Source organism: Microvirga thermotolerans, assembly GCF_009363855.1.
In the GTDB taxonomy this organism is placed as follows: Bacteria; Pseudomonadota; Alphaproteobacteria; order Rhizobiales; family Beijerinckiaceae; genus Microvirga; species Microvirga thermotolerans.
Genome location: NZ_CP045423.1, coordinates 3,667,540 through 3,693,356, shown reverse-complemented (window position 1 = coordinate 3,693,356; position 25,817 = coordinate 3,667,540). Strand labels below are relative to the sequence as shown.

Below are 25,817 nucleotides of genomic sequence, written 5' to 3'. Positions count from 1 at the left end.
GCGGCCGATATAAATTTTCCTCTCCGATGCGGGGCCGCGAACGATATCGGAGCTGTCCAGAACCTTTCTGCTCGATCGAGTTGTACGACATCTTGAGAGGCCGCAAGCCGTTCGCGCATGAGAGCGATAATCCTGACCATAAGCGAGTGAGCAGCCCATGGGAAATTTCGACATTCGCTTCTACAGGTCCATCTTCCTGCGCAGGCTACCCTTTTTCCTCGCCATTCTGCTAAGCGTCTCGGGGCTGGGATTCTTTGTCGCCTCCATTCTCCCTCCGACATACCGGGCCGATGCGAAGATCATCGTGGAATCTCCCCAGATTTCGGCCGGCCTAGCGCGCCCGACTGTGCCCGTGGAGATCGTGAAGCAGATGCAGTTGGTCCAGCTGCAGATGATGACGCGCCCCAATCTCCTTGCGTTGGCCGATCGTTTCGGCCTGTACAAAGACCGCTCGGAGGCATCGGAGAACGATATCGTCGACGACATGCGCTCGCGGATGAGCGTCGATCCCATCCGTCTGGACGCGCCTCGCGGAAGCGAAGCCGCAACGGCTTTCGTCGTATCCTTCAAGGCAAAGGATCCCGTTCTGGCTGCGGATGTGGTCAACGAGTTCGTGAAGCTGATCATTCAGAAGAACGCCGACATTCGCAGCGGACAAGCCAGCGAGACTCTGAGGTTCTTCCAGCAGGAAACGGAGCGGCTCGCGAGCCGTCTCAGTCAGCTCGAAAGCGAGATCTCCGACTTCAAGAACCGGAACAAGGATGCGCTGCCGGAGAGCCTGAGCTTCCGCCGGACCCAGCAGCTCAACCTGCAGGAGAGGCTGATGCAGCTCAGCCGCGAGGAGTCGTCGCTTCGGGACGGGCGCTCGAGGCTGATGCGGGTGCTGGCGGGAACCGACACCTCGCCCAATGCAGCCGCCATGACGCCGGCGGAACAGACCCTGGCGCAGTTGCGCAGGGTCCTGACCGAGCAGCGCACCGTATTGGCGGATCAGAGCCCTGGCATCGTCAACCTCAAGACCCAGATTGCAGCCCTGGAGAAGGCGGTCCAGGCTGAGCGTTCCGACAAAGCAGGAGCTGGCGACGGGAAGAGCGGCCTGTCCGATCTCGACATGCAGCTCGCGGACATCGACCAGCGCCTGCAATTGATTGCCAGGGAAAAGGACGCGATCGATGAGAAGCTCGCGAACCTTGCCCAAACGATCGCTGCAACGCCCGGCAACGAGGCCACGCTGAATGCCCTGGAGCGCCAGTACCAGAATGTGCAGTCCCAGTACAATGTGGCGTCGGGCCGACTGGCGGATGCCTCTACCGGGGAGCGAATCGAAATGCGCTCCAAGGGAGAGAGGCTTTCCATTCTCGAGCTCGCATCGCCGCCACAGCGGCCGATTGGACCTAAGCGCTTTGCGATTGCGGCCGGCAGCGCCGTGGCGGGACTCGTCCTGGCATTCGGGTTTGTGGTTCTCATGGAGTTCCTGAACAAGAGCATTCGGCGCCCGATCGAGCTGATCGAAGCTCTGCAGATCGAGCCGCTGGCGACGATTCCCTATATCCCCGCAGCGGGAGAGACGCGCTCGACAAAGCTCGCGCTCATTCCCACGGCACTTCGACGCAACATAGGAATGTAGACGCGCGCCATGGAACGGATCCAAAGCACGATTGAGAACCTCGAGAGGGAAATCGCTCTCGTTGCCTTCTCCGAGATAGGGAATGCATCTCCGCCGCCGTCCTTCTCCAGCGAGGTCGCCTGGCGGAAACTGCCGCCTATCAGGCTGGACCGCCGGCGCGTCGCTCAGGGGCGCGTGGTCACGATCGACCGCATGGATGCAGCCAACTTCACCTTCGATATCCTCAGGACAAAGATCCTGAAGATGCTGCGGCAGAACAAATGGACGTCAGTCGCCATTACTTCTCCCACGCCTGGGTGCGGGAAAACGGTCGTCGGGCTCAACCTCGCATTCAGTTTCGCGAGTCTCAAGGATTGCCGGACGGTCTTCGTCGACCTGGATTTGAGAAGGCCGCAGGTCAGCAACATTCTCGGTCTCGATAAGACGTATTCCATAGAAAAGTTTCTGAAGGGCGAGGCCAGCATCGAAGAGGCGTTCGTCCGCTACGGCGACAATGTGGCCATCGGAGCCAATTCGAATCCCGTTCTCTATGCATCGGAGCTCCTGCAAAGTCCGAGAACGACGCCGATTCTGGCGAACCTGAAAGAAAAGCTGAAGCCGGATGTCATCCTTTACGATCTGCCGCCCATGCTGGTGAACGATGACGTCATAGCGTTTCTGCCGAACGTCGATTGCGTGATCCTTGTCGTCGCTGCCGAGACAAGCACGCTCGGCGAAGTGGATATCTGCGAACGGAGCCTCGCGCGCGAGTCGCGGGTTCTTGGAGTCGTGCTCAACAAGTGCCATTTCGGGCCGCAGGATTATGGGTACTGAGACGCGAAAGTGCCATGCACCAAGGCGAGGACCGGGTTAGCATGAAAGGATGATTGCGGGTTGCGATTCCGATTGCCGGAGTGCTGCATTCGCTATTTCCCCAGCCCTTCTCAAAGGAGCGGGATCGCCAGGATCCGGAGCCCAGACGCTCTCTCCCTCTCTCTTCCCAATTCGTGTAAGGTTTGGCGAGAGCGGATTACCGCTCATGCATCGTGCGACAGCCCCACCGCGCAACAGGAGAAAGTGGCTGCCGCTCCATAGGTAATTCATTGTCGGCGGACAAATCGTGTCTAGCTCTCTATGCAGCGTTGACCGCTAAAGGCAAGCCAACAATCATCTTTCGGCAAAAGATCTCGCTTCACAGAGAGGTTGCCGATGGCTGTGCGGAATGCACTATCGAACGAAGTCGGTGTCAGGCTCTCCCCGCAGCGAGCAGCTCTTCTGACCGCGCGTACGCTCGTCGTAACGCGCCGCATCAGAAGGGTCGAGACACGCTCCGAGGTCAGCCCCTATCTGATGTCCCCGGCGAAACGGTGCCTCGACATTGTCGCCGCCCTGGTGCTGCTCGCCGTTATTTCGCCGCTCATGCTTCTGGTCGCACTGGGCATCCGTTTCACAAGCCCGGGCGCGATCCTGTTCCGGCAGCGGCGGCATGGGTGGAAGAAGGTTCCCTTCGAGATCTTCAAGTTCAGGTCGATGTATGCCGAATGCTGCAGCGACCCGAAGGTCCCCCAGGCCACATCGTGCGACCCGCGCGTCACGCCCGTCGGCCGGCTGATCCGCAGGACGAGCATCGACGAGCTGCCGCAGCTGCTCAACGTCCTCAAGGGAGAGATGTCGCTGGTGGGGCCGCGACCGCACGCTCTGGTACATGACGAGAAGTATCTTGCCGAGCTTCCGTCCTACGGAATGCGCTTTGCTGCCCTTCCCGGTCTGACCGGATTGGCCCAGGTGAACGGCGCACGCGGGGAAACGCCCACGCTGGCGCACATGCAGCGCCGGCTTCTGTTCGATCTCGAATACATCAGGACCGCCTCGCTGCTCCTCGACATCAAGATCCTGTTCCGGACGGGAGTCCTGGTCCTCACGAGCAGGATGAACGCGTACTGAGGCGCGTGGGCATGAACGCGATGCTTGCCAAGCCTCCATCCCCGGACGGGCCTTCCGATGCGCGGCCTTCATAAGAGCCGAGAAACCTCTAGAGGTGCGGCAGTGAGAGCGGTATTTCTCGATACTCCCATCGATGTGCTGACGCTTCAGGAAACCCTCGAGGCGGCCGTCGAGTCGATGCGTTCCAGACGCCGTGTGCGCCACGTCGCGATGAACGTGGCGAAACTGGTCAAGATGCGATCCGACCCCGTCCTGCGCGGCGACGTTCTCAGGAGCGATATCATCGGCATCGACGGGTTCGGCATCGTTCTGGGGGCTCGCCTTCAGGGCATTCCGGTCAGCGAGCGCGTCGCCGGCGTCGACCTGATGGAGAATCTTCTCGCGCGGTGCGCTCAGGAGGGTTTCCGTCCGTACTTCCTTGGAGCGCGCGAGGACGTCCTTGCAAAGGCGATGGCCGTCGCTCGGGAGCGATATCCGGGGCTCGTATTCGCAGGCGCGCGCAACGGGTACTTCGCTCCGGGGGAGGAAAGCAAGATCGTCGCACAGATCAACGCCTCCGGGGCCGATTGCCTCTTTCTCGGGATGCCGACGCCGCAAAAGGAGCGCTTCCTTGCCGCTCATGCCGATGCGCTTGCGCCTCCCTTCCTGATGGGCGTGGGCGGGTCGTTCGACGTCCTCGCCGGGAAGGTGACTCGGGCGCCGGAGATCATGCAGAGACTGGGACTGGAGTGGCTGCACCGGCTGCTGCAGGAGCCGAGGCGCATGGCGTGGCGGTACTTCAGCACCAACGCCGTTTTTGCCGTTCTTCTGCTCGAGGCAATCGTCGGTAGATACTCCGGAAGAGTATCCTAAGCATCCCCCGCGTTCGGGTAAGGTGATCCTGAGCACGGTCGGTCTCTTCGAGAAGCATTTCTCACAGCAGTCAGGATTGAGTGCATGCAGCATGTGCTGGTCGTCTTCGGGACAAGGCCCGAAGCCATCAAGATGCTTCCGGTCGTACGGGCGTTGCGGGAGTCCGGGCGTGTATCGGTCAGCGTCGCGATCACGGGGCAGCATCGTCAGATGCTCGACCAGGTGTTCGAGGTCTTCGAGGAACGCCCCGACATCGATCTCAATCTCATGACGCATGACCAGAAGCTCCCGGACATCACCGCCTCCATCCTGAGTCAGATGGCAGGCGTCCTGGGAGGACTGCGGCCGGATCTCGTCCTCGTCCACGGCGACACGACGACGGCCATGGCCACGGCCGTTGCCGCGTTCTACAACCGCGTTCCCATCGGCCATGTGGAGGCCGGGCTGCGGTCCTTCGATCTTGCCCGGCCCTGGCCCGAGGAGTTCAACCGGGTCGCCATCGACTCGCTGGCGGAATATCTCTTCGCGCCCACGACGGTTGCAGCGGAGAATCTCGACCGGGAGTACAGCAGGCGCGGGCGGGTCTTCATCACGGGCAACACGGGAATCGACGCACTCCTGCACGTCTCCCGAAAGATCGAGATGGAGGAGAGCGGCGGAGCGAACGTTCTCAAGACGCCTGTCGCTCTCGACCCGGAGCGCTCGCTCGTTCTCGTCACCGGGCACAGGCGGGAGAGCTTCGGGGCGGGCTTCGAAGGGATCTGCGCCGGCCTCGCGAAGCTCGCAAGACGCAGCGACATCGAGATCGTCTATCCCGTTCACATGAATCCGTCGGTGCGGGAGGTCGTTCACAGCCGCCTCGGGGGCCTGCCGAACGTTCATCTGATCGATCCCGTCTCCTATGTGGACATGATCCGGCTCATGAAGAGGGCCAAGGTCATTCTCACGGACTCGGGCGGCATCCAGGAGGAGGGACCCGCCCTGGGCCGTCCGGTTCTCGTCATGCGCGATACGACCGAGCGGCCCGAGGCCATTGCGACGGGAACGGTCAGCCTGGTGGGAACGGATCCGATCCGGATCCACGACGAGGTGTCGGAACTGCTCGACGACGAGCAGAGCTATCGGAAGCGGGCGCGGGCCGTATTCCCCTATGGGGACGGGACGGCCTCGACCCAGATCGCCAAGATCATATCGGAGTCCTTTTGCGCATGACCACAGTCTGTGTCGTCGGTTTGGGATATATCGGCTTGCCGACCGCTGCCATGCTGGCCAGTCGCGGTTTCGATGTCGTGGGCTACGACGTGAACGAAGCGGCAGTCGCCTCCATCAACTCGGGCAGGGCCCACTTCCACGAGCCGGATCTGCAGATGCTGCTATCGGCGGCCATCAGCACGGAGCGGCTCAAGGCGCAGTCCACGCCAGCCGAGGCCGACTACTTCATCATCGCGGTTCCCACGCCGTTCAAGGACGGAAAGAAACCCGATATGTCCCACGTGGAACAGGCGTGCGACGCCATCGCCCCATACCTGAAGTCGGGCTCCACGGTGATCCTCGAGTCGACGTCGCCCGTCGGCAGCACCGAGCTGCTCGCCGCGCGTCTGTCGGAGGCGCGGCCGGATCTTTCCTTCCCGCGCTTCAAGGAGGCCGGCGAGGCGGAAGTCGCGGTGGCCCATTGTCCGGAACGGATCCTCCCGGGCAACATGCTGCGGGAGCTCGTCTCCAACGACCGCATCGTCGGCGGCATGACCGACGCATGCTCGCGCCGGGCCGTTTCCCTCTACGAGAGCTTCGTCACCGGGCACATCTATACGACGGATTGCCGGACGGCCGAGTTCGTGAAGCTGACGGAGAATGCGTTCCGCGATGTCAACATCGCCTTCGCCAACGAGCTTTCCGTCATCTGCGACAGGATCAATGTGGATGTGTGGCGGGCCATCGAGCTCGCCAACCGGCATCCCCGCGTTTCCATCCTGCAGCCCGGAACGGGAGTGGGCGGCCATTGCATCGCGGTCGATCCCTGGTTCATCGTCGACTCCGCGCCGGAAGAGGCTCGCCTGATCCGGACGGCGCGCGAGGTGAACGACCGCAAGCCGGAATACATCTTCCATCGCATCCTGGATCTCGCCGACCGCTTCAAGAACCCTGTGGTGTCCTGCTTCGGCATCACCTACAAGGCCGATGTCGGCGACCTGCGCGAGAGCCCTTCCATGAAGATCGTGATGAAGCTCCTTCAGCACGGCGGCGTGAAGGTCCTGGTCTGCGACCCTCTGGTCAAGGAGTTGCCGGCGGTTTTCCGGGGGGCTCCCGACATACGGCTCGTGGATGCGGACACGGCGCGGCAGGAGGCGGACATCGTCGCCTTCCTGGTGGCGCACAAGCAGTTCAGGCGGCTCGAGTTCAACCGTTTCCTCCACAAGGTCGTCGTCGACGCGACCGGGCTGATGTCGCGCCCGACGGATCTGGACGGAGGACTTCTTCGCGCAAACTGAAGCATCGCGCGCGGAGTGGGAGCCGGTTCTGCGCAAAAAGATGCATGAAACCAGAGGACTGGAGGATCGAACGTGAGTTCGAATTTACCTCCGATACTCTCGATCGGCTTGCGCAGACCGGGACGGAAACGCTTTCCGTTCCTTGAGACAAACGAGGGTCAGATTTGCCTGGTTCGCGCCACCCAATCCCCTGCCAGGGACGGGCCGGACAGGACCAGCAGGATCAGCGCCAGCGGAAGGCAGAACAGGAAGCCCGCAAGCTTGAAGCCGATCGCGCCCGACACGCCCCCGACGAAGAACGAGCCGAGCAGCAGCGACAGGAGGCGGAGCTTTTCGCGGTCCGCCGCCACTTTCGGCAGGGAGGAATCGCCGTTCCTGTAGCAGAGCTTTCCGAGTTCGATCCCGATGTCGGTCACGATGCCTGTCACATGGGTCGTGCGCATGCGCGCGCCGGAGATCTTCGTCACGGTCGCGTTCTGAAGACCCATGATGAAGCACAGCCAGGGAATCGTCATGGATACGAATGTGGCGGTCGGCGAGAAGAGCCAGCCGTAGAGGCCGAAGGCGAGGAGGAGCATCGCTTCGAGGAGGAGCGGCAAGGCATAGAGGCTGTCCAGGCTCCGGCGCCGGCCCCAGTTGATCAGGATCGCCGAGCAGCCGGCGCCCGCGACGAACGGAACGAAGGCGGCGAGGCCGACGAGTACGAGGTCGAAGGCCCCGAGCGCGAGATTGTCGGCCATGCCGGAGAAGATGCCGGACATGTGGGAGGTGTACTGACCGACGGCGAGGAAGCCGCCCGCATTCATCGCGCCGGCGATGAAGGTCAGCAGCATACCGAGCTGAAGATCGGCCGCGCCGGTCCGTCGGGAGGCCGCAACGGACTTCACGGAGCTCACATAGCGGGCGGTGCGGCCCTTCATCATTGCGCCAGGGTCGATGCGGATGCGCGCTGCCCGGAACCCGGCCGGATGATCGTTTCCAGAATGGAGACCTCCCCGACCTGTTCGGCCAGCGAGTTCCCTCCCACGAAGACCTGGATCGCTCCCTCCTCCACGCGGTAGGTCCCGTCATCTTGGTGGAAGCCCAGGGAATCCACCGGCACCCGCAGGATGACCCGTTTCGCTTCTCCCGGAGCGAGGGCGATCTTCTCGAAGGCCTTCAGCTCGCGCAGGGGACGGCTCCGGCTCGCAATGGGGTCGCGCGTATAGAGCTGCACGACCTCCTGCCCGGCCCGTGCGCCGGCATTGGTGACGGTGACGGCCACCTCCAGCACCTCGCCCGCCCGGAGGCGTTGCTTGAGGATGGCCGGGTCGGTGTACGTGAAGCGCGTATAGCTCAGCCCCCAGCCGAAGGGATAGAGCGGCGTAATCGCCTCATCCACGTATTTCAGGGTGAAGCGGTTGTGCTCCAGGGTCGGGCGGCCCGTGGGAAGGCGGTTGTAGTACAGGGGCAGCTGGCCGACCGTGCGCGGCCAGCTGACCGGCAGCTTCCCGCTCGGGCTGACATCTCCGAACAGGATGTCGGCGACGGCCGTTCCGCCCTCCGAGCCCGGATACCATGCCATCAGGATGGCGGGGATCAGATCCGTGAGCTTCCCGAGTTCGAGAGGGCGGCCGCCGACGATGACCAGGGCCACCGGCTTGCCCGTTGCGGCCAGCGCCTTGAGGATCTCGGCCTGGTGGCCGTTCAGAACCATGTGCGCCCGGGAGGCAGCCTCCCCGGAAAGGTCCACAGGCTCGCCGAACACCGCGATCACCATGTCCGAGGCCCTGGCGGCTTCCAGGGCCTCCGGAAGCCGGTCCTGCGACCGGCAGAAGAGATCGCAGCCGGGCGCGTATCTGACCTGGAGGCCCGCCCCGGCCGCTCTCCGCCGGATGCCTTCCAGGATCGACACGGTATCCTGCGCATGCCCGCGCGCCCCGTGCGGGCCGAACTGGTCCTGCGGGGCATCGGCCAGGGGGCCCACGACCGCGACCGAGCGGGCTGTAGCGGGGATCGGCAGGACGTCGTTCCTGTTCTGGAGCAGAACGAGGGTCTCGCGGGCGACGTCCCGCGCCGCCGCGCGGGCCTCCGGCGAGGGGAAGACGGAATCCACGTGGGTCGGGTCGGCGTCGGGCCTGTCGAACAGGCCGAGCCGCATCTTGGTCCTGAGCACGCGCCTGGCCGCCTCGTCGACCACGCTTTCCGGAACCCGGCCGGCCCGGACCTCGTCGGGAAGATGCCGGATGTAGAGATCCCCCATCATGTCCATGTCGACACCGGCGAGAATGGCCTTGCGCGCCGCCTCGGCGCCATCGGCCGCGACCCCGTGGCCGATCAGCTCCTTGATTCCGGCCCAGTCCGACGTGATGAAGCCGTCGAAGCCCCATTGACGGCGCAGGACCTCGGTCTGCAGCCAGGGATTCGCCGTCGAGGGAACCCCGTTCAGGGCGTTGAAGGCTGCCATGAAGCTTTCCGAACCGGCCTCGACCGCGGCGCGGAACGGGGGTAGGTAGGTGTCGTACATCTCGGCCCGCGGAATATACGTGGTGTCGTAGTCCCGGCCCCCCTGCGGCGCTCCATAGCCGGCGAAGTGCTTCGTCGCCGTGGCGAGGCCCCCCTTCCTGAAGCCTTCGACCCGGGCGGCGGTGAGGACCGAGCCGAGATAGGGATCCTCGCCGAACCCTTCGACGATCCGGCCCCACCGGCTGTCGCGCGAAAGGTCGGCCATCGGGGCGAAGGTCCATTGCACGCCGATATAGGAGGCCTCCCGTGCCGCCCATTCGGAAGCCAGCCGGGACAGGCGGGGATTGAAGGCCGCCGCCTCTCCGAGAGGAAGGGGGAACTGGGTGCGGAACCCGTGCAGGATGTCCAGCCCGAACAGCAGAGGGATCTTCAGCCGCGACTGCCGTGCGGCCGCCTGGGCGCGGGCGATGTCCTGGGCGTTGTTGAAGTTCAGGACGGCTCCGGCGCGGCCGGAAGAGAGGTCGTCCCACCGGAGCAGGGGCCCGTTGGACACCATGTTGAGCTGTCCGACCTTCTCCTCGAGGGTCATTTTCCCGAGAAGGTCGTTGACCTTCTGCTCGATGTCGTCCTGGGCCCGTGAAGGTGCCGCCATGGCCGCCGTCAGAAGAAGGCCGGCGAGGCTCAGCCGCAGGAACGCAGAAACTCCGGTACGCCGCACGACACGATCTCCTTGGGCAGGGGCACGAAAACTTTACCGCGGATGGATCCCGCCTGCCGCTCGTTCCATGTTAAATAGGACATTTGTGGGGAAATGACGCGAGTTGCGCGCCCGGTCAACGTCCTCCCCGCCAGCCACGATTCGACACGCGATGCATCTGTTGCCATCCAACTTCAGGCTCCTTCTGGCGGCATCCTGCTGCGTCCTGATCGTCCTCGGAGGGGTGGTCGGGACGGCCGCGTTCATGGGGCACGAGGAACTCGTGATGGTCTCGGCCCTGGCCCTCGTGGCGGTTGCCCTGGGAAGCTTCCTGCTGCTCGGCTGGCAGATGGGGCGGATCATGAGGGCGCAGGGCCGCATCATCGACCGGCTCTCGGGCCGCCTGACGATCTTCGAAGAGGCCTCCGGGCCGCAGGATGAGACGACGGCGGCATCCTCGCCTGCAACGGGAGCGGCTCAGCCGTTCGTGAACGCCGAGGCGCGTGAGACCCGCAGGATCGAGGCGTTCGACCGCATTCGGGACGAGATCGCGCACGATCTCAACAACCGCCTGATGGTGATCGGCGGCAATGTCGATACGGTCGCCAGGAAGATCAAGGATCAGCCCCTCCTCCAACGCAGGCTGCTGTCCTCCCTCGTCGCGGTGGATCAGGCCGCCGCTCTCATCGCGCGATCGAGCGCCCTCGTCCGGCGCCGCGAGGCGAAGATCCGGCATGTGAACCTGGCGGAGACGATCGAAGCCGCCGCGTTCCTGCTGAGACGCACCCTCTTCCGGGACACGGTCGAACTCCGGGTGGACATAGAGGACGGACTCTGGGGCGCCCGGCTCGACCCGGAGGATCTGGAGACGGCTCTCGTCACGCTCTGCGCGGATCTGCGCGACGGCCTTGCCCAGGGCGAGGCGGTCACCGTCGAGGCCAGGAACGTCGCGGTCTCGAAAGGTACCCTGTCCCGCGCCGATCTCGAGGGCGAATTCGTGAGGATCACGGTCGGCTCGAGCTCGCTCGACGACATGCCTGTTGACCGGGGAAGGACTGCGGGCGGCATGTTCACCATGCAGGACATGGATCTGTCGAGCTGGGTCGATTTCAACCGGACGCTCCACTTTCTCCAGCCTCTCGGCGGCATGGCGGACGTGACGACTCTCGGCACAAAGACCGTGGTCGCGCTCTACCTTCCGAAAGCCAAGGCGCCTTCGCAGGCCCACTCCGCCGCGCGCGGCGCCGAATCCGTCGACGGGAGGGCTCCGCAGCACGTGGAAATCCTGATCGTCGAGGACGAGATGGAGGTCGCGTTCGCCCTTCAGGCAATGCTGGAAGAACTCGGCTACCTTGCAAGGATCGCGACCGATGCCAGGCAGGCCCTGAAGACCCTCAAGGCCCGTAAGCTCGGCCTGCTTCTGGTCGATGTGGCCATGCCGGGACCCATGAACGGCGCCGCACTCGCCCGCGAGGCCCGCGCCGCGCTGCCCGACTTGCCCGTTCTGCTGATCACGGGCAACCCGGCCGTCATGGAGGACGCGAGCGAGTTCCCTCTCCTGCGGAAGCCCGTTGTCAGCCGCGATCTCCATGTGACCATCCAGCGGCAGCTTGCGCCGGACGCCGGAAAGGTGGTCTCCCTCTTTCCCCGGGCTGCGCGGCGGGTGCCTTGAGGCCGCCTCGGGCCGTGCGAAGTCACGCCAGGGCCATGGCGGCCTCGAGCTTGGCGGGACTTTGCAGGGCAGCTTCCACCAAGGCTTCGAACAGGCGCTGTTGCGGCCGCTTCCAGATCAGCAGCTCCGGATGCCACTGAACGCCCAGAAGGAAGGCGGAGCCGCGGCCCTCGACGGCCTGGACGATTCCGCTCTCGTCCTGCGCCGCAATGGCGAGGCCCGTCCCGACACGGTCGACGGATTGATGATGGAGCGCGTTCACCAGGCAGGGGTTGCACCGGAGAATGCGGTCGAGGCGCGATCCGGGCGTGACCGTGACGCGCTTTCGGGGGAGGACGGTGCGCATCCTGGGGGCCTGCACGTAAACCTCGTAGATGTCCGTGTGCAGCGTTCCGCCCAGGGCTACGTTGATCATCTGCGAGCCCCTGCAGATTCCGAGAACCGGCAGCTCCGCCGGCAGCGCCGCCCTCAGCAGGCTGAGCTCCAGCCTGTCCCGCTCGGGATCGATCCGCACGTCGGGGATGACCTTCCCGCCATAGATCTCGGCGCCGATATCGTCGCCGCCGCCGATCACCAGTCCCCGGAGGGGTTCCTCGGGCGGCGCATGTCCGGCCATCAGCCTGACCGCGCGGGCGCCGGCGCGGGCGAGGGCGAGGCGATGCATGAAGTAGCTGCGCCATCCCCCTTCGCGCGAGGTTGTGACGCCGATCAGCGGCCTGGTCATTGCAGCGCAGCCCGCTCTACGATGTTGGCCCAGCTCTTGTCCTCTCCGGCGAAGGCCAGAAAGGCGGAGCCTACGGCGTTCAGGCGGTCCCGGTCCTCGGCCAGCCGCTCCACGGCGACCCAGCGGTTCCATTCGGGTGCGATGCTCCAGCCTGCGTCGCTGACACGCGCATCGGGAAGCCGGTAGTGGAAGGTCGGACGCCCGTTGATCTTCTCGTTGGGCAGCGCCTCCCGCACGCGGCGCGCATCGAAGTGATGGAGCAGCGGCAGCAGGTCCAGGTCGCGGTTCCGCGTCGGATTCGCGGCCAGGTAGTCGTCGATGAAGGTGTCCATGTCCGGCCAGTAATCCGGCGCGGCGATCTTCCGCACGTAAGCCGGGGGGAAGGGCGCGGCGAAGCCGAGCAGGTCGCGGGTGATGTCCGGCGCAACCTCTCGCCGCAGCCACGGGTTGAGCAGGACGAAGCTCTTCAGGACGGCGAGCGCCGTCGCCGCATCCTGCCTCGGAATCTCGGGATTGAAGTGAAGCCCGAAGGCATAGAACGGCGCATCCTGGGTGCCCTTCGCGCCGATGCCGCGCAGGACCTCGAGAATCCTGTCGACGTTCTGCAGCCGGTCCATGGGGACCGGCGACGTCACGAGCTCGCAGGGAACGATGTAGCTGGCGGCGAAGCCGAACCAGGCCGCGATCCGCGGCAGGAGGCCCGCCTTGCCTCCGCTGCGCTTGGCCGGGTGCAGCATCCGGCTGTCGAGCTCGATGGAAAGATCGCCCACCTGAGATCCCGTCAGGCGGTAGGCATGCGGGTCCTCCTCGACGATCCTGCCGCCGAAGGCTTGCCGGACGGCCTGCACCGCCGCCTCGGCGGTGGGTCCCGCAAACTCGACTTCGACTCCGACCGTGCGAACCTGCCCCGCCGCGTTGCGGAGCGTCGGCGGGAGCAGAAACTCGATAGAGGTCGGGAGCGCGGCCTGCGCCATCGGGGACTCCGTTGCGAACTGCTCAGGTGAACGAGCGCCATGCGGCGAGGTTCCGGCCCGGCGAAACACTGCATCCATTCCCAACGGGTGTGGCATTCCGTCCGGGGTTCGGGCTAAAAGGCCCGCATGAACATCCTCGGCATGTCCAAACCGGAAAGATCCGCCTGGGTCGCGGAGCTGCGCGCGACCCTGTCGCTCAGCTGGCCCCTCGTCCTGACCAATCTGGCCCAGAACGCCCTCATGACGTCGGACGTCATCCTCATGGGCTGGCTGGGCTCCGAGGCCCTTGCCGCGGGTGCCTTGGGGACGAATCTCTACTTCGCTCTCCTGATCTTCGGAATAGGACTCGTCAACGCCACCTCGCCGCTGATCGCCGAGGAACTCGGCCGCAAGCGTCACTCGGTCCGCGACGTGCGCCGCACGGTGAGACAGGGATTCTGGGCCTCCATCACGGTCGCCATTCCGATCTGGCTCTTGGCCTGGAACGGAGAGGCGATCCTCCGGGCCATGGGCCAGGAGCCGGCCCTCGCGCATGCCGCCGGCGGCTATATCCGCGCGCTGCAGTGGAGCCTTCTGCCGTTTCTGTTCTCCCTGGTCCTGCGCTCGTTCCTCTCCGCGCTGGAGCGGCCCGGATGGGCGCTGGTCATCGGCATTCTCGCCGTGCCGGTCAATTTCGGGGCCGCCTACGTGCTCATGCTCGGGAAGTTCGGCCTGCCCGCCCTCGGCCTGGTCGGCACCGGAATCGGGACCGTGATCTCGAGCACCTTCATGTTCCTGAGCCTCGTCCTGGTCGTCACATGCGACCGGCGTTTCAGGCGCTATCACCTGTTCGGGCGCTTCTGGCGGCCGGACTGGCAGCGCTATCGCACCCTGTGGCGCATCGGCGCGCCCATCGGCCTCACGGTGGCTTTCGAGGTTACGATCTTCAACGCGGCGGCGCTGTTCATGGGGTGGCTCGGGGCCGACGAGCTCGCCGCGCACGCCATCGCGCTCCAGATCGCCTCGTTCTGCTTCATGGTTCCCTTCGGCCTCGGCCAGGCCGTGACGGTGCGGGTCGGGCGCGCCTTCGGCGCCCAGGATGCGCAGGGCGTCACCCGGGCCGGGTGGACGGCCTACGCGCTGGGCGTCGGGTTCATGGTGGTGACGGCGATGCTCATGCTCTTCGCGCCGCGCCTCCTCATCGGCGCCTTCCTCGATCTCGCCGATCCGCGCAACGCACCCGTTCTCCAGTTCGCCATCTCCTTCCTGACCCTCGCCGCGGTGTTCCAGCTGGCGGACGGCGCGCAGGCGGTCGGTGCCGGAATGCTCCGCGGCCTCCAGGACACGCGCGTGCCGATGATGTTCGCGGCGCTCGGCTACTGGGGGATCGGCCTGCCTCTCGGCGTGGCGCTCGCCTTCGGAACGGGCCTGCGGGGAGTCGGAATATGGATCGGGCTGGCGGCGGGGCTGGCAACCGTCGCGTCTCTCATGCTCTGGCGTTGGCTGCGGCGCGACCGCCTGGGCCTTACCGCGCTGCCTGCTCAGGAGGCGTTCGCAGGCTGATCGGCACGGCATCGGCCATGCCGCTTCGCGCACCTGCGGAGCAGGCCCGGCGGACGGGCGCTCCCGGCCGGGCGTGCCGCAGGACGGACACCGCGTGCTCGCCCGCCAGCACCGCGCCTTCGATGGTTCCGGGCCGCGGACCGAGCCAGTCTCCCGCGAGGACGAGATTGGCGAGCGGGCGCAGGGGCGGGGACCGCGGGGGCTCATCGTCCCGCCGGATCGGAATTCTTGGGCCCTGCGCCACGCAGGCCTCCGGCGGCACGTCGGCCGGGACGTTCAGGCCGAGAGCCCGGAAGCCCGGCGCGACCTCCCGCCAGATGCGCGAAGCGAGCTTTGCTCTGTCTCGGATGGCCGTGGACTCTGCCGCCGCGACGGTGACGCATGCGTGACCGGAGCGGACGAGCGCCCGCTTCGCCAGAGTTCCCCTGAATGCGACGAAGCGGGGACAATGGGCCCCCGTTACGCGGAAGTGCACGTTCAGGGTGGAGGCGCACCGGCTCGGCATTTCGACGCAGGGGAGGAGGCGGCCGATCTCCTCCGGAGGCAGAGCGAGGATCACGCGGTCGTCCGCCCCCAGGATCGTCGCATGGTCGGTGAAGACGAGGCCGACGGCGCGTCCGTCGTTGACGAGGACGGATCGCAGATGTTCGCCGAGCCGGACCGTTGCCCCACGGGACCGGACCTCCTGCAGCGCCGGTTCCAGCAGATCCTCGGCGAGGCCCCGCTTCGGGACGAGAAGCCTTGCCGCTCCCGGACAGAGGAAGCGCCCGAGCACCTGTCCCACTTGGCGCGCCGGCATGTCGCAGAGGCGCAGGTTCAAGGCCGCGCCGGCCACAGGCTCCAGCAGTTCTGCAAGCGGCGTCCCACCGCTCGCAACGTCGCCCAAGGACCGGTCCTCCTTCGAGAAGGCGAGACGCGTCAGCCGCACGAGATCGGACAGGCGCATGTCCGGAGGTCGCCGGTCCGGAGCGAGCCAGGACCATGGCGACAAGCCGACCCGACGCAGTCCGCCGCTCCCGGCATCGTAGAGCGGGATCCCTTCAGGCTCCGGTGCGATCCATCGTGCGTGCGCGCCGATACTCCTGAGCAGTGCCATCGCGCGACAATCGGCGGCGAACAGGACGTCCATGCCCGTTGTGCAGGAATGGGTCTCGCCCTCGGGAGACCTGCCGCCGTCGCGACTTCGGGTCCCGGGCGCCGCCTCGTAGAGCGTGACGGGACAGTCCTGAGAAAGCGCCGACAGGGCTGCGCTCAATCCTGCGACCCCGGCTCCCACCACATGCGTTCGCCCGACCATCTCTGCCCTCGCTGCTGGACCGGTCGATTGCAGGCGACCCTGCGCCCGAGAAGGACAACTAGTCCGCCCGGATGCGACGACCAGAGGCGGTCTCCGCCATCATCGCTGCTCGCCCAGCAGCGGAAAGATGAACGCACAACGTTTAGGCTATAACTTTACATAAAATGGGACTTTTAAGATATTCATAAGGATTATGTCAGTTTGAAAAAGTAAGGCTGCACAAGGGAAAAATGGCTTCGCCTTATTCTCGCCTCTTTATCAGGCAGCTTCGCAGCAAGCACAATGGAAGGGGAGCCTGAAACTTGAAGAACATCCTCGCCCGTGCGCCGATTCTGGCGCCACTTCTATTCGTTGCAGCTTGCAACACCACCTCAGGCGGTCCGACCAGCACAGGATCGATCTCAGTAACGGCCGACAAGGTCCTTCAGAAGGGCACTGCCTCCTGGTACGGGCCCGGCTTCCACGGCCGCCGCACGGCGAGCGGCGAAAGGTTCAATGCCCTGGCCATGACAGCGGCGCATCGGTCGCTCCCGTTCGGGACGAAGGTCCGGGTGGTGAACGAGAAGAACGGCCGCTCGGTGGTGGTCCGGGTCAACGACCGCGGCCCCTTCTCCCGGCACCGGATCATCGATCTGGCCAAGGGGCCGGCCCAGGAACTCGGCCTCACCTCGACCGGGACGGCCTACGTCTCCCTGCACCGGATCGATTAGGATTAGGCCCTTCTTAATCCCTTGCCGCGATTCTTGGTGCGATTCGGGCCAAGGGTTGCATGAATGGGTTCCAGGTCGTCTCCGTCGTCGAACGTCATCCGCTTTCCGGGCGCACGCTCGGCGACCTCTTCCCGGCGCGATCAGAGGAGCCTCATGGACGCTGTCTATGCGGCCGGCTCTCTTCCGATCGCGGCGGAAGACACGACGACGAAAACCATTGCGACGCGCCTGACGATCTTCGGCTTCGTGGTGCTCGACGAGGTGCAGGCCGACGGAACCGTGCGGCGCCTGCGCCCTTCGGAAGCGGTCCGTCTTTCGACGGCGCATCCGTGGCGGGTGTCTCGCCCCTCGAGCCGCTATGCGATCGGCAACGATCTGCCGGCCAGCGATCTCGATCTCTTCGCAGCCCAGATGGGATGAAAGGCTCGCCTTTCCTCGGCTCTGCCCTAGTGTGAAATCCTGGCCGTCCGGCAGGCAAGGGCAGGGCTCATGCATCTGGTACAGATTCTCCTACCGCTCACCGACAATGCGGGGCGTCGCTTCGACAGCGCCGATTATGGGCGGGTCCGCTCGGAGCTGTCGGAGCGCTTCGGCGGCATAACGAGCTTCACCCGCGCCCCTGCGGAAGGAATGTGGAAGGAGGGCGGGCACACGGCGCACGACGACATCGTCGTCTTCGAAGTGATGGCCCGGGAGCTCGATCACGCGTGGTGGGAGCGGTACCGGGCCGAGCTCGAGCGCCGGTTCCGGCAGGAGACCATCGTGGTTCGCGGCATCAAGGTCGAGATGCTCTGAAGGTGGAACCTTCACCGCACCGCTTGGCTTGTCAGGCTGAGAGCGGAGCATCCCCCATGGCGAAACCCCTGATCGTTTCCATCCCCCACAACCTGGGCAAGGTCGAAGCGACACGTCGCCTGCACGGCGGGCTCACACGGCTGAAATCCCAGTTCGGGGACAAGATCGCCTCGATCGAGGAGAACTGGTCCGGGGACCGCATGGCTTTCCGGGTGGGAGCCCTTGGGCAGACCATCGCCGGCCACCTGGACGTCATGGAGGACCAGGTCAGGGTCGAGGTGCAACTGCCCTGGATCCTCGCCATGGTAGCGGAAAAGGCCAAGGGATTCATTCAGAAGCAGGGCACGCTGATGCTGGAGAAGAAATAGCTCCTCCCGAAGCTGAACGGTCGTTCATTCACATGAATGCGACTGGAACCAAATTGCATCCATTGCGTTGAAAACATGATTGCGACTGCGTCTCTCCGGCGTTCCAGTCGGCCAATACGAATGTCTTGCAATCCCCCGGACTGAGCGTTCTGTCCGTTCGTAACAACTCGTTTCCATTGAGGATCGCGCCATGCATGAGCGTTCGATAACGCAGTCGCATGCCCATCATACGTCTTTCAGAACTGCCGATCGAACGCCTCTCCTCGTCTGTTTCTCCCACCTTCGATGGGATTTCGTGTGGCAGCGACCGCAGCACCTGCTCAGCCGCGCCGCCAGGCATTATCGCGTGCTCATGGTCGAGGAGCCGATCTTCAAGCCGGGCATTCGTCCGCACATTGACGTCGGCGTGCGGCCGCAGGGCGTGACGGTTGCCGTTCCGATGCTGCCGGAAGGCATGTCGCACGAGGAGGCCATTGCCGGGCAGCGCGATCTCGTCGAGGAGCTGATCGGGCGCGAGTCCGCCGGACCGCGCGTCTTCTGGTACTACACGCCCATGGCGCTCGCCTTCACGAGCGACCTTGAATGCGACCTGTGCGTCTACGACAACATGGACGAACTCTCCCTCTTCCGGGGCGCGTCGCAGGAGCTGCTCACCCTGGAGGAGGAGCTGTTCGCCCGCTGCGATCTCGTGTTCACGGGCGGGATGAGCCTCTACGAGGCGAAACGCGGACGGCATCACAGCGTCCACGCCTTCCCCTCGTCCATCGATTTCATCCACTTTTCGAAGGCTCGCGGCGTCGGGCGCGATCCTGCGGACCAGACCGGGATTCCCCGTCCGCGGCTCGGATTCTTCGGCGTCGTCGACGAGCGCATGGATCTCGACCTCCTCAGGCAGGTGGCGGACATGCGCCCCGACTGGCAGTTCGTCATGATCGGTCCCGTGGTGAAGATCGATCCCGCATCGCTCCCCCGGCGATCAAACATCCATTGGCTCGGCGGCAGGTCCTACAGCGAGCTGCCGGAATATCTCTCCGGCTGGGACATCGGCTTCATGCCGTTCGCGCTCAACGAGGCGACGAAGTTCATCAGCCCGACGAAGACGCCGGAATTCCTCGCCGCCGGCGTACCCGTCATCTCGACGGCCATTACGGATGTGGTCCGGCCCTATGGCGAGAAGGGGCTCGTGGAGATCGCGGCGCGTGCGGACGACGTCGTCCAGAAAGCGGAGGAGATTCTCCGGCGCGAGAAGGGGCCTTGGCTGAACAAGGTCGACAGGCACCTGTCATCGGGGTCGTGGGACAAGACATGGGCATCCATGCACAAGCTCATGCAGGGCGCCATGGGCGACGTTCCGGCCGATCGCGCCGGCTCTTCCCTCTCCCTCTATGCGACCACACCTGCGGAGTGACCTGAATGTACGACTGGCTGATCGTCGGCGCGGGCTTCGCGGGCAGCGTTCTCGCCGAGCGGCTCGCGAGCGAGCGCAACGAACGCGTTCTCATCATCGACCGCAGGAACCACATCGGTGGCAATGCCTATGATCGGTACAACGAGGACGGGCTCCTGATCCATCAGTATGGGCCGCACATCTTCCACACCAACTCCAAGCAGATCTTCGACTATCTTTCCCGCTTCACCGAATGGCGCTTCTACGAGCACCGCGTGCTGGCGGAGGTCGACGGAATGCTGGTCCCCATCCCGATCAACCTGGACACGGTCAACAAGCTCTATGGACTGAATCTCACCTCCGAAGAGCTTCAGTCTTGGTTCGCCGCCCGCGCCGAGGCCGTGCCGGAGATCCGGACGTCGGAGGACGTGGTCGTCTCCGCGGTCGGACGCGAGCTCTACGAAAAATTCTTCCGAGGCTATACACGCAAGCAATGGGGGCTCGATCCTTCGGAACTGGACAAGTCGGTGACCTCGCGCGTGCCGACCCGCACCAACCGGGACGACCGCTATTTCGGCGACGAATTCCAGTTCATGCCGAAACACGGCTATACGCGAATGTTCGAGAGGATGCTCGACCATCCGAACATTCACATCATGACTCAGACGGACTACGAGGACGTCAGGGACATCGTCCCGCATCGGCGCGTCATCTATACGGGCCCCATCGACGAATATTTCGGCTTCCGCTTCGGGAAGCTGCCCTACCGGTCCCTGCGCTTCAGGCACGTCACGCTGGAGCAGCCCTGGTACCAGCCGGTCGCCGTCGTCAACTACCCGCAGACCAACGAATACACCCGCATCACGGAGTACAAGCACCTCACGGGGCAGGAGCACGCCAGAACCGCCCTGACCTACGAGTACCCGTCGGCCGAAGGCGACCCCTATTATCCGATCCCGAAACCGGAGAACCAGGAGCTCTTCAAGAAATACGAGCGGCTCGCCCTGGCGACGCCGGATGTCTGGTTCGTCGGCCGCCTCGCCACCTACCGCTACTACAACATGGACCAGATCGTCGGCCAGGCGCTTGCAACCTTCAGGCGGATCGGCGAGGCGCTGCCCGTCGAAGCCGACGCATCGGCCATCAACGTCGTTCCGTCGCCTCCTGTGCTGGCATCCTAGGCGCCGGCTTCATCGAACGGATTCGTTCCGAAAGGATTGAACCAGGACCATTGGCAATCGCTCGAGGACGAAGGATGAAGCAGGCATTGGAACTCTGGGGGGGGATCGAGTGCACCGTCGCGCGGATCGGCGACGCGTATCGCGATCAGAGCCTGGAGACGGGGCACAGCGAGCGGCTGGAGGACCTCGACCGTATCGCAAACCTCGGAATCGGAACCCTGCGTTATCCCGTGCTCTGGGAGACGGTGTCGCCCTCCTCGCCGCACGAGGCCGATTTCGCGTGGCACGACGCTCGCCTGAAACGGCTGAGGGAGCTGAACATCCGTGCAATTGCGGGGCTCTGCCATCACGGCAGCGGCCCGCGCTACACGGATATGCTGGATCCTGCCTGGCCCGAACTGCTCGCAGGGCATGCGAAACGGGTCGCCGAACGGTATCCTCACCTCGATCTTTATACGCCGGTGAACGAGCCGCTGACTACGGCGCGGTTCTCGGGACTTTACGGTCACTGGTATCCGCACGGAACCGGTTATGAGACCTTTCTCAGAATCCTGGTCAACGAATGCAAGGCCACCGTCCTGTCCATGCGCGCCATCCGCGAGGTCCGGCCCGACGCGCAGCTCGTCCAGACGGACGACATGGGCAAGACGTTCTCGACGCCGCTCCTCGCCTATCAGGCCGAGCATGAGAACCAGCGCCGATGGCTGACCTTCGACCTTCTGTGCGGGATGGTCGACCGCGAGCACCCCTGGTGGCGGATCTTCCTCGATCACGGAATCGAGGAGCGCGAGCTTGCGTTCTTTCTCGAAGCGGACCCGGCTCCCGACATCATCGGGATCAATCACTATCTGACGAGCGAACGGTATCTGGACGAGCGGCTCTCCCGCTATCCCGAGCATCACTGGGGCGGCAATGGCAGGCACCGCTATGCCGATGCGGAGGCGGTGCGCATGCCGCTGCCGCCGGAGGATCTCGGCCCTCTCGCGCGCCTGCGCGAAACGTGGGAGCGGTACCGGCGCCCGGTCGCCGTCACCGAGGTCCACCACGGCTGTACCCGCGACGAACAGCTGCGGTGGCTCGTGGAGGTCTGGCAGGCGGCGCAGCAGCTGCGGGAGGAGGGGGCGGACATTCGCGCCGTGACGGTCTGGTCCCTGTTCGGCACCGTCGACTGGAATACGCTGCTCACCCAGCGAACCGGCTGCTACGAGCCCGGCATCTTCGACGTCCGCGGGCGGGAAGAACCGCGCCGCACGGCGCTCGCGCACGCGGCGGAGTCCCTGGCGAGAAGGGGGATCTACGACCATCCCGTTCTCGATCGGGCGGGATGGTGGCGGCGGGACAGCCGCTTCTACCGGCCTCCGTCGCGCCGCTCCAATGCCTGCCGGCTGGTCGATGAACCGCGGCGCCTCCTGATCACCGGCGCGACGGGAACCCTGGGGCAGGCCTTCTCGCGGATCTGTCATCATCGCGGCCTGGATCACGTGCTCGTCTCGCGGCGGGACATGGACATCGCCGACCCGCGGAGCGTCGAGGCGGCGCTTGCCTGCCATCGCCCATGGGCGGTCGTCAACACGGCCGGGTACGTGCGCGTCGCGCAGGCCGAGGCCGAGCCGGAAAAATGCTTCCGGGAGAATGCCGTCGGCGCGGAGATCCTCGCGGCGGCGTGCGCCCGAGGCGGGGTCCCCTTCGTGACCTTCTCGTCCGACCTCGTCTTCGGAGGGGATCTGGACAGACCCTATCGGGAGAGCGACCCCGTCAGCCCGACCTCCGTGTACGGAGCGAGCAAGGCGGAGGCGGAGCGGCGCGTGCTCGCGGCGCACGGGGACGCCCTCGTGGTCCGCACCAGCGCCTTCTTCGGCCCCTGGGACCGGTACAATTTCGTCTGGTGGGTGCTCAATGCGCTCGCAAGAGGCGAGACGGTGGAGGCGAGAGCGGACATCGTGTCGCCGACCTACGTTCCCGACCTCGTCCATGAGGTGCTGAACCTCCTGGTGGACGGCGAAACGGGGCTGTGGCACCTGGCCAATCCCGGATCCGTCTCCTGGTACGATCTCGCCCGGGCGGCGGCCGACCGGGCGGGCTACGATCCCGAGCGGGTGGTGGGGATCGACGATGCAGGCCCGTCATGCACCGTGCTCACGAGCGAGCGGGGCATACTTCTTCCTCCGTTCGAGAGCGCCTTCGAGCGCTTCTTCCGCGACAGCGAGATCGCGTGGAGCGACGCCGCGCTGCAATCCATCGCGGCCGAGTAAGGCCTCTCGTTTCCAGGAAACGAGGGGAGGGGCGGCTCAGGCCGCCGCCTCCGCAGCGCGCACGGCCTCCTCCAGGCGCGCCATGCGCGATTCGACCGCAAGTTCCACCAGGCTGTCGAGGAGCATGGTGGCGGTCGGGTCGGCCATCGGCTCGTCCCTGAACAGGCGGAAGGTCGAGGCCACGATCCGGCCGCGCCCGTAGGAGCGCTCCACGCCGAGGGACACCGGCTTGTGGATCCAGCCCACGACGAGGCCGGCGAAGACGCGGGCCTGGAAGTCGAGCAGGTTGCAGCCGGAGATGACGTGGTCGGGTATGACGCGGTCCATGGTCTCGTCGAGAAGCGGGCCGCCGGGGAAGCGCGCGAAATGTCCCGACCGGCGCAGCCACGCGAAGGACGAAGCCCAGTCGCCCCGCCACAGGGTACCGTCGCGGGTCTTGACCTGCACGTTCTGCCAATGGGGGAAGAACGGGTAGAGGCTGAGCTCGCCCTCCGGCAAGAGCAGCAGGCTCGCCCCCTGGCGCACGTGGTCGGCGATGGCCTTGTCGTGGCTGCGCGAGACCACGACCGAGGCCTCCTCGAGGCTGCGGGCCGAGGCATATCCCATCAGCCTCATGCGCTCCCGCAGGTCCTCGTCGGGAGACCAGATCAGCTGCCGGAAATGCAGCGGCTTGCCGCGCGCCGCGTGGATGGCGAGATCCACGTGGTTCTGCGCGACGAGGCGGCCGTCCGACGCGCGCAGCTCCAGGCAGATGCGCCGCAGGGCCGATTCCTCGAGATCGGGCACGGGAAGATCGACCGATCCCAGATCGACGACCGTGGGAGCCTCGAGCCGCGGGACGGGAAGGCGCCGCGTCTCGTTGCACAGGCGGATCTCGAGCTGGCAGTCCTCCAGGACTGGCCCCGCCCCGTGGGCGACGGCGAGCTCGAGCGAGGCCTGCTCCCCCGCCCAGTAGGAGACGCGCTCCCACTTGGGGACGATCGCCGTGTCGGCATTGATGATGTGAAACAGCTCATGGAAGACGCGCGGATTGCGGCGCATGTCCAGGAGCCCGTTCGATTCCCAGTGGCAGTCGTGCAGCTCGGTGATCACGTAGCCTGCGAGGCTCGGCTTCCGGCGCATGGCCTCGATCTCGTATTTCAGCGCGCGGAACTGCTGCCACTGCGCCGCGATGACGAAGCGGCGCAGGTCGCCGAAGACGCGGTCGAGACTCCAGTCGGAGAAGCGGTTCTCGACTCCGTGGGCATACATCACGCCCTCGCCCCAGTCGTGGCCGGTCTCGAACCACCAGGGCTCCTCTCCCTTGTCGTTCCGCAGATCCTTCGGATAGGGCAGGCCCCAGTTTCCGAACTCGGAGCACATGAGAGGCTCCCGCCCCGTAATCACCGCATCGCCATGGGGCGAGTAGAGCCAGGAGGCGCGGCTCGCGAGCTCGTCCACGAACCTGTCCCATTCGTCGCGGTGATCCGGCACGGCGGCATAGAAATGATAGTCGGCGATGTCCGACTCCACATGAAAGCTCGGAGCCAGCGGCGAGTTGTCGACGACGAGGCGGGTCGGGTCGTAGGCCTTCAGCCAGGCGAAGGTGCGCTTCAGCCAGTCCCGGTGGTCGGGATCGTTGACGAGGTCGACGCCCCAGTTCTCGTTGATGATCGTCCAGATGACGATGGAAGGGTGGTTGCCGTCGCGGTCGACGATGCCCTTCAGAAGCTTCTCCTTGCGGCCGCGGGAGCGGTCGGTCGCCATGCCGCCGTTGGGGAGCTCGGTCCAGATGAGCATGCCCATCCGGTCGGCCACGTCGTAGTAGCGCGGATCCGCCGCCTTGATGTGGCAGCGCAGGCAGTTCAGCCCCAGCTCCTTCGCCTTGCGGAACTGGTCCTCGAGAAACGCGACGGAGGGCACCGTGCAGATCGTGTCCGGGTAGTAGTCCTGGTCGAGGGCCGCACGCAGGTAGAGCGGCTCGCCGTTCAGGTAGAACTTGCCGTTCCGCGTCTCGATGGTGCGGAAGCCGAAATGGTCGCCGATTTCGTCCCTGACGACGCCGTTCCGCACCAGGGCGAGGCGGATGGTGTAGAGATTGGGCTCGTCGGGGGACCAGGACTGCACCTCCGGAACGGTGAAGTCGAAGGGCATGCTGGTGACGCCCACCTGCGTCTCGTGGAGTTCGTCGATCACCACCGCCCCCGAGGGATCCCTCACCTCGATCCGGACCTGGGCGGTATCGGTGAGGGGGCGGGCGAAGAAGACGCCTGCCGCGACATGGCCTGTCTCGCGCCTGGGAACGAGGCGGATACGGTTCATGTGATCGGGGATGCGGCGCTCCAGGAACGTCGACTGCCAGATGCCGGAAAGCGGGCCGTACCAGCTCTGCTTGCCGAAGGGGATTTCGGCGAAGGGCGAGTCCGGGAACTCCGCCGGATTGTCGGTGGGGGAGTCCACCCGGACCTTGATCTCGTTGAGGCCGGGCCTGAGGTGCTGCGTGACGTCGAAGGAGAACGGCAGGAAGCCGCCCTCGTTGGAGCCGACCGGTTCGCCGTTCACGAAAGCCCGCGTGTTGTGGAAGACGGCGCCGAAGCGCAGCCAGACGCTGTCATGAAGCCAGTCCGCAGGGATGTCCACGATCCGGCGGTAGATCCCGATGCCGGCTCGCATCCGCAGATCCTGGAACTGGGCCTGCCAAGGGCTGGGAACGACGATCTCGCGGACCTCCGCCGGGCCGGGCATCCGGTCGTCGGCGACGTGCAAAAATTCCCAGCTTCCGTCCAAGCTGATGCGATTGTCCTGCATGACAACTCCTTGAATCGGCATCTAACCCAAGGGCGTTCAAAACGGCGAAAACATGACTGAGGAGACGAAGGGGCGCGGCCTCGGCCTCAGGTGCC

General features: G+C 65.2%; 20 protein-coding genes and 1 pseudogene. 15 read left to right on the top strand and 6 right to left on the bottom strand.

Features of this window, described 5'->3' with window-relative positions:
* The first annotated feature begins 157 nt into the window (after nucleotides 1-157).
* From GDR74_RS17490 to wecC, 6 genes are all read left to right on the top strand, one after another.
* Complete coding sequence (locus tag GDR74_RS17490; protein ID WP_152587498.1) at nucleotides 158-1,627, top strand: GumC family protein; 1,470 nt, start codon at nucleotides 158-160, stop codon at nucleotides 1,625-1,627.
* 9 nt (nucleotides 1,628-1,636) lie between these two features.
* Nucleotides 1,637-2,440: a CpsD/CapB family tyrosine-protein kinase gene (locus GDR74_RS17485; protein ID WP_152587497.1), complete on the top strand. Its 804-nt coding sequence runs from the start codon at nucleotides 1,637-1,639 to the stop codon at nucleotides 2,438-2,440.
* Nucleotides 2,441-2,956: 516 nt separating this feature from the next.
* The gene (locus GDR74_RS17480; protein ID WP_152587496.1) at nucleotides 2,957-3,550 is read left to right on the top strand and encodes a sugar transferase; all 594 of its coding nucleotides are present in this window, start codon (nucleotides 2,957-2,959) and stop codon (nucleotides 3,548-3,550) included.
* A gap of 57 nt (nucleotides 3,551-3,607) precedes the next feature.
* Nucleotides 3,608-4,402 (top strand): WecB/TagA/CpsF family glycosyltransferase, encoded by a 795-nt coding sequence (locus GDR74_RS17475; protein ID WP_152587495.1) that lies wholly within the window; start codon nucleotides 3,608-3,610, stop codon nucleotides 4,400-4,402.
* 84 nt (nucleotides 4,403-4,486) lie between these two features.
* Entirely contained in the window at nucleotides 4,487-5,614 is a 1,128-nt protein-coding gene (gene wecB / locus GDR74_RS17470) for a non-hydrolyzing UDP-N-acetylglucosamine 2-epimerase (protein ID WP_152587494.1), read from the top strand.
* On the top strand, nucleotides 5,611-6,891 hold the full coding sequence (gene wecC / locus GDR74_RS17465; RefSeq protein WP_152587493.1) for a UDP-N-acetyl-D-mannosamine dehydrogenase: 1,281 nt from the start codon (nucleotides 5,611-5,613) through the stop codon (nucleotides 6,889-6,891). Before wecB ends, wecC begins: the two co-directional genes overlap by 4 nt.
* Before the next feature lie 185 nt (nucleotides 6,892-7,076).
* Here the strand turns inward: wecC and GDR74_RS17460 are convergent.
* Together GDR74_RS17460 and bglX are read right to left on the bottom strand one after the other, a co-directional pair.
* Nucleotides 7,077-7,811: pseudogene (locus GDR74_RS17460) on the bottom strand (YoaK family protein); the annotation flags it as partial.
* On the bottom strand, nucleotides 7,811-10,054 hold the full coding sequence (gene bglX, locus GDR74_RS17455; protein ID WP_246179763.1) for a beta-glucosidase BglX: 2,244 nt from the start codon (nucleotides 10,052-10,054) through the stop codon (nucleotides 7,811-7,813). The gene bglX and the pseudogene GDR74_RS17460, both read right to left, overlap by 1 nt.
* 151 nt (nucleotides 10,055-10,205) lie before the next feature.
* Here bglX and GDR74_RS17450 point away from each other — a divergent pair, with 151 nt between their 5' ends.
* The gene (locus GDR74_RS17450; RefSeq protein ID WP_152587492.1) at nucleotides 10,206-11,705 is read left to right on the top strand and encodes a response regulator; all 1,500 of its coding nucleotides are present in this window, start codon (nucleotides 10,206-10,208) and stop codon (nucleotides 11,703-11,705) included.
* Between the two features lie 22 nt (nucleotides 11,706-11,727).
* Here GDR74_RS17450 and GDR74_RS17445 read toward each other — a convergent pair whose 3' ends face one another.
* Nucleotides 11,728-12,429, bottom strand: coding sequence for a gamma-glutamyl-gamma-aminobutyrate hydrolase family protein (locus tag GDR74_RS17445; RefSeq protein ID WP_152587491.1), 702 nt, complete (start codon nucleotides 12,427-12,429; stop codon nucleotides 11,728-11,730).
* Entirely contained in the window at nucleotides 12,426-13,403 is a 978-nt protein-coding gene (locus GDR74_RS17440) for an amidoligase family protein (RefSeq protein WP_152587490.1), read from the bottom strand. The genes GDR74_RS17445 and GDR74_RS17440 overlap by 4 nt, the downstream gene beginning before the upstream one ends.
* Before the next feature lie 141 nt (nucleotides 13,404-13,544).
* Here GDR74_RS17440 and GDR74_RS17435 point away from each other — a divergent pair, with 141 nt between their 5' ends.
* On the top strand, nucleotides 13,545-14,945 hold the full coding sequence (locus GDR74_RS17435) for an MATE family efflux transporter (RefSeq protein WP_425486935.1): 1,401 nt from the start codon (nucleotides 13,545-13,547) through the stop codon (nucleotides 14,943-14,945).
* Here GDR74_RS17435 and GDR74_RS17430 read toward each other — a convergent pair.
* Nucleotides 14,908-16,242, bottom strand: coding sequence for an FAD-dependent oxidoreductase (locus GDR74_RS17430; protein WP_152587488.1), 1,335 nt, complete (start codon nucleotides 16,240-16,242; stop codon nucleotides 14,908-14,910). The two genes, GDR74_RS17435 and GDR74_RS17430, sit on opposite strands and share 38 nt — an antisense overlap.
* A 302-nt stretch (nucleotides 16,243-16,544) precedes the next feature.
* Between GDR74_RS17430 and GDR74_RS17425 the strand changes: the two genes are divergently transcribed.
* The 7 genes from GDR74_RS17425 to GDR74_RS17395 all read left to right on the top strand — a co-directional run bounded on the left by GDR74_RS17425 (nucleotide 16,545) and on the right by GDR74_RS17395 (nucleotide 22,935).
* Nucleotides 16,545-16,952 carry a septal ring lytic transglycosylase RlpA family protein gene (locus tag GDR74_RS17425; RefSeq protein ID WP_152587487.1) on the top strand — a complete coding sequence of 136 codons (408 nt, stop codon included), beginning with the start codon at nucleotides 16,545-16,547 and terminating at the stop codon, nucleotides 16,950-16,952.
* Nucleotides 16,953-17,105: 153 nt separating this feature from the next.
* A complete protein-coding gene (locus GDR74_RS17420; protein ID WP_246179757.1) occupies nucleotides 17,106-17,372 on the top strand; it encodes a hypothetical protein in 267 nt (88 codons plus the stop codon).
* Between the two features lie 69 nt (nucleotides 17,373-17,441).
* A complete protein-coding gene (locus tag GDR74_RS17415) occupies nucleotides 17,442-17,747 on the top strand; it encodes a hypothetical protein (protein WP_152587485.1) in 306 nt (101 codons plus the stop codon).
* 56 nt (nucleotides 17,748-17,803) lie between these two features.
* Nucleotides 17,804-18,115 (top strand): polyhydroxyalkanoic acid system family protein, encoded by a 312-nt coding sequence (locus GDR74_RS17410; RefSeq protein ID WP_152587484.1) that lies wholly within the window; start codon nucleotides 17,804-17,806, stop codon nucleotides 18,113-18,115.
* Nucleotides 18,116-18,410: 295 nt separating this feature from the next.
* Nucleotides 18,411-19,523 (top strand): glycosyltransferase, encoded by a 1,113-nt coding sequence (locus GDR74_RS17405; protein ID WP_246179755.1) that lies wholly within the window; start codon nucleotides 18,411-18,413, stop codon nucleotides 19,521-19,523.
* Nucleotides 19,524-19,528: 5 nt separating this feature from the next.
* Nucleotides 19,529-20,683, top strand: a complete 1,155-nt coding sequence (glf, locus tag GDR74_RS17400) for a UDP-galactopyranose mutase (RefSeq protein ID WP_152587482.1) — start codon at nucleotides 19,529-19,531, stop codon at nucleotides 20,681-20,683.
* 74 nt (nucleotides 20,684-20,757) lie between these two features.
* Nucleotides 20,758-22,935 (top strand): sugar nucleotide-binding protein, encoded by a 2,178-nt coding sequence (locus tag GDR74_RS17395; protein ID WP_152587481.1) that lies wholly within the window; start codon nucleotides 20,758-20,760, stop codon nucleotides 22,933-22,935.
* Nucleotides 22,936-22,971: 36 nt separating this feature from the next.
* Here the strand turns inward: GDR74_RS17395 and GDR74_RS17390 are convergent, their stop codons facing one another.
* On the bottom strand, nucleotides 22,972-25,722 hold the full coding sequence (locus tag GDR74_RS17390; protein ID WP_152587480.1) for a glycoside hydrolase family 2 protein: 2,751 nt from the start codon (nucleotides 25,720-25,722) through the stop codon (nucleotides 22,972-22,974).
* Between the last annotated feature and the right edge of the window lie 95 nt (nucleotides 25,723-25,817).

Excerpts from the sequence above, each read along its gene's own strand:
- GDR74_RS17490 (WP_152587498.1), top strand. The coding sequence starts at position 158 with ATGGGAAATTTCGACATTCGCTTCTACAGGTCCATCTTCCTGCGCAGG.
- GDR74_RS17485 (WP_152587497.1), top strand. The coding sequence starts at position 1,637 with ATGGAACGGATCCAAAGCACGATTGAGAACCTCGAGAGGGAAATCGCT.
- GDR74_RS17480 (WP_152587496.1), top strand. The coding sequence starts at position 2,957 with ATGTCCCCGGCGAAACGGTGCCTCGACATTGTCGCCGCCCTGGTGCTG.
- GDR74_RS17475 (WP_152587495.1), top strand. The coding sequence starts at position 3,608 with ATGCGCGGCCTTCATAAGAGCCGAGAAACCTCTAGAGGTGCGGCAGTG.
- wecB (WP_152587494.1), top strand. The coding sequence starts at position 4,487 with ATGCAGCATGTGCTGGTCGTCTTCGGGACAAGGCCCGAAGCCATCAAG.
- wecC (WP_152587493.1), top strand. The coding sequence starts at position 5,611 with ATGACCACAGTCTGTGTCGTCGGTTTGGGATATATCGGCTTGCCGACC.
- GDR74_RS17450 (WP_152587492.1), top strand. The coding sequence starts at position 10,206 with ATGCATCTGTTGCCATCCAACTTCAGGCTCCTTCTGGCGGCATCCTGC.
- GDR74_RS17445 (WP_152587491.1), bottom strand. The coding sequence starts at position 12,429 with ATGACCAGGCCGCTGATCGGCGTCACAACCTCGCGCGAAGGGGGATGG.
- GDR74_RS17440 (WP_152587490.1), bottom strand. The coding sequence starts at position 13,403 with ATGGCGCAGGCCGCGCTCCCGACCTCTATCGAGTTTCTGCTCCCGCCG.
- GDR74_RS17435 (WP_425486935.1), top strand. The coding sequence starts at position 13,545 with ATGTCCAAACCGGAAAGATCCGCCTGGGTCGCGGAGCTGCGCGCGACC.
- GDR74_RS17430 (WP_152587488.1), bottom strand. The coding sequence starts at position 16,242 with ATGGTCGGGCGAACGCATGTGGTGGGAGCCGGGGTCGCAGGATTGAGC.
- GDR74_RS17420 (WP_246179757.1), top strand. The coding sequence starts at position 17,106 with ATGGACGCTGTCTATGCGGCCGGCTCTCTTCCGATCGCGGCGGAAGAC.
- GDR74_RS17415 (WP_152587485.1), top strand. The coding sequence starts at position 17,442 with ATGCATCTGGTACAGATTCTCCTACCGCTCACCGACAATGCGGGGCGT.
- GDR74_RS17410 (WP_152587484.1), top strand. The coding sequence starts at position 17,804 with ATGGCGAAACCCCTGATCGTTTCCATCCCCCACAACCTGGGCAAGGTC.
- glf (WP_152587482.1), top strand. The coding sequence starts at position 19,529 with ATGTACGACTGGCTGATCGTCGGCGCGGGCTTCGCGGGCAGCGTTCTC.
- GDR74_RS17395 (WP_152587481.1), top strand. The coding sequence starts at position 20,758 with ATGAAGCAGGCATTGGAACTCTGGGGGGGGATCGAGTGCACCGTCGCG.
- GDR74_RS17390 (WP_152587480.1), bottom strand. The coding sequence starts at position 25,722 with ATGCAGGACAATCGCATCAGCTTGGACGGAAGCTGGGAATTTTTGCAC.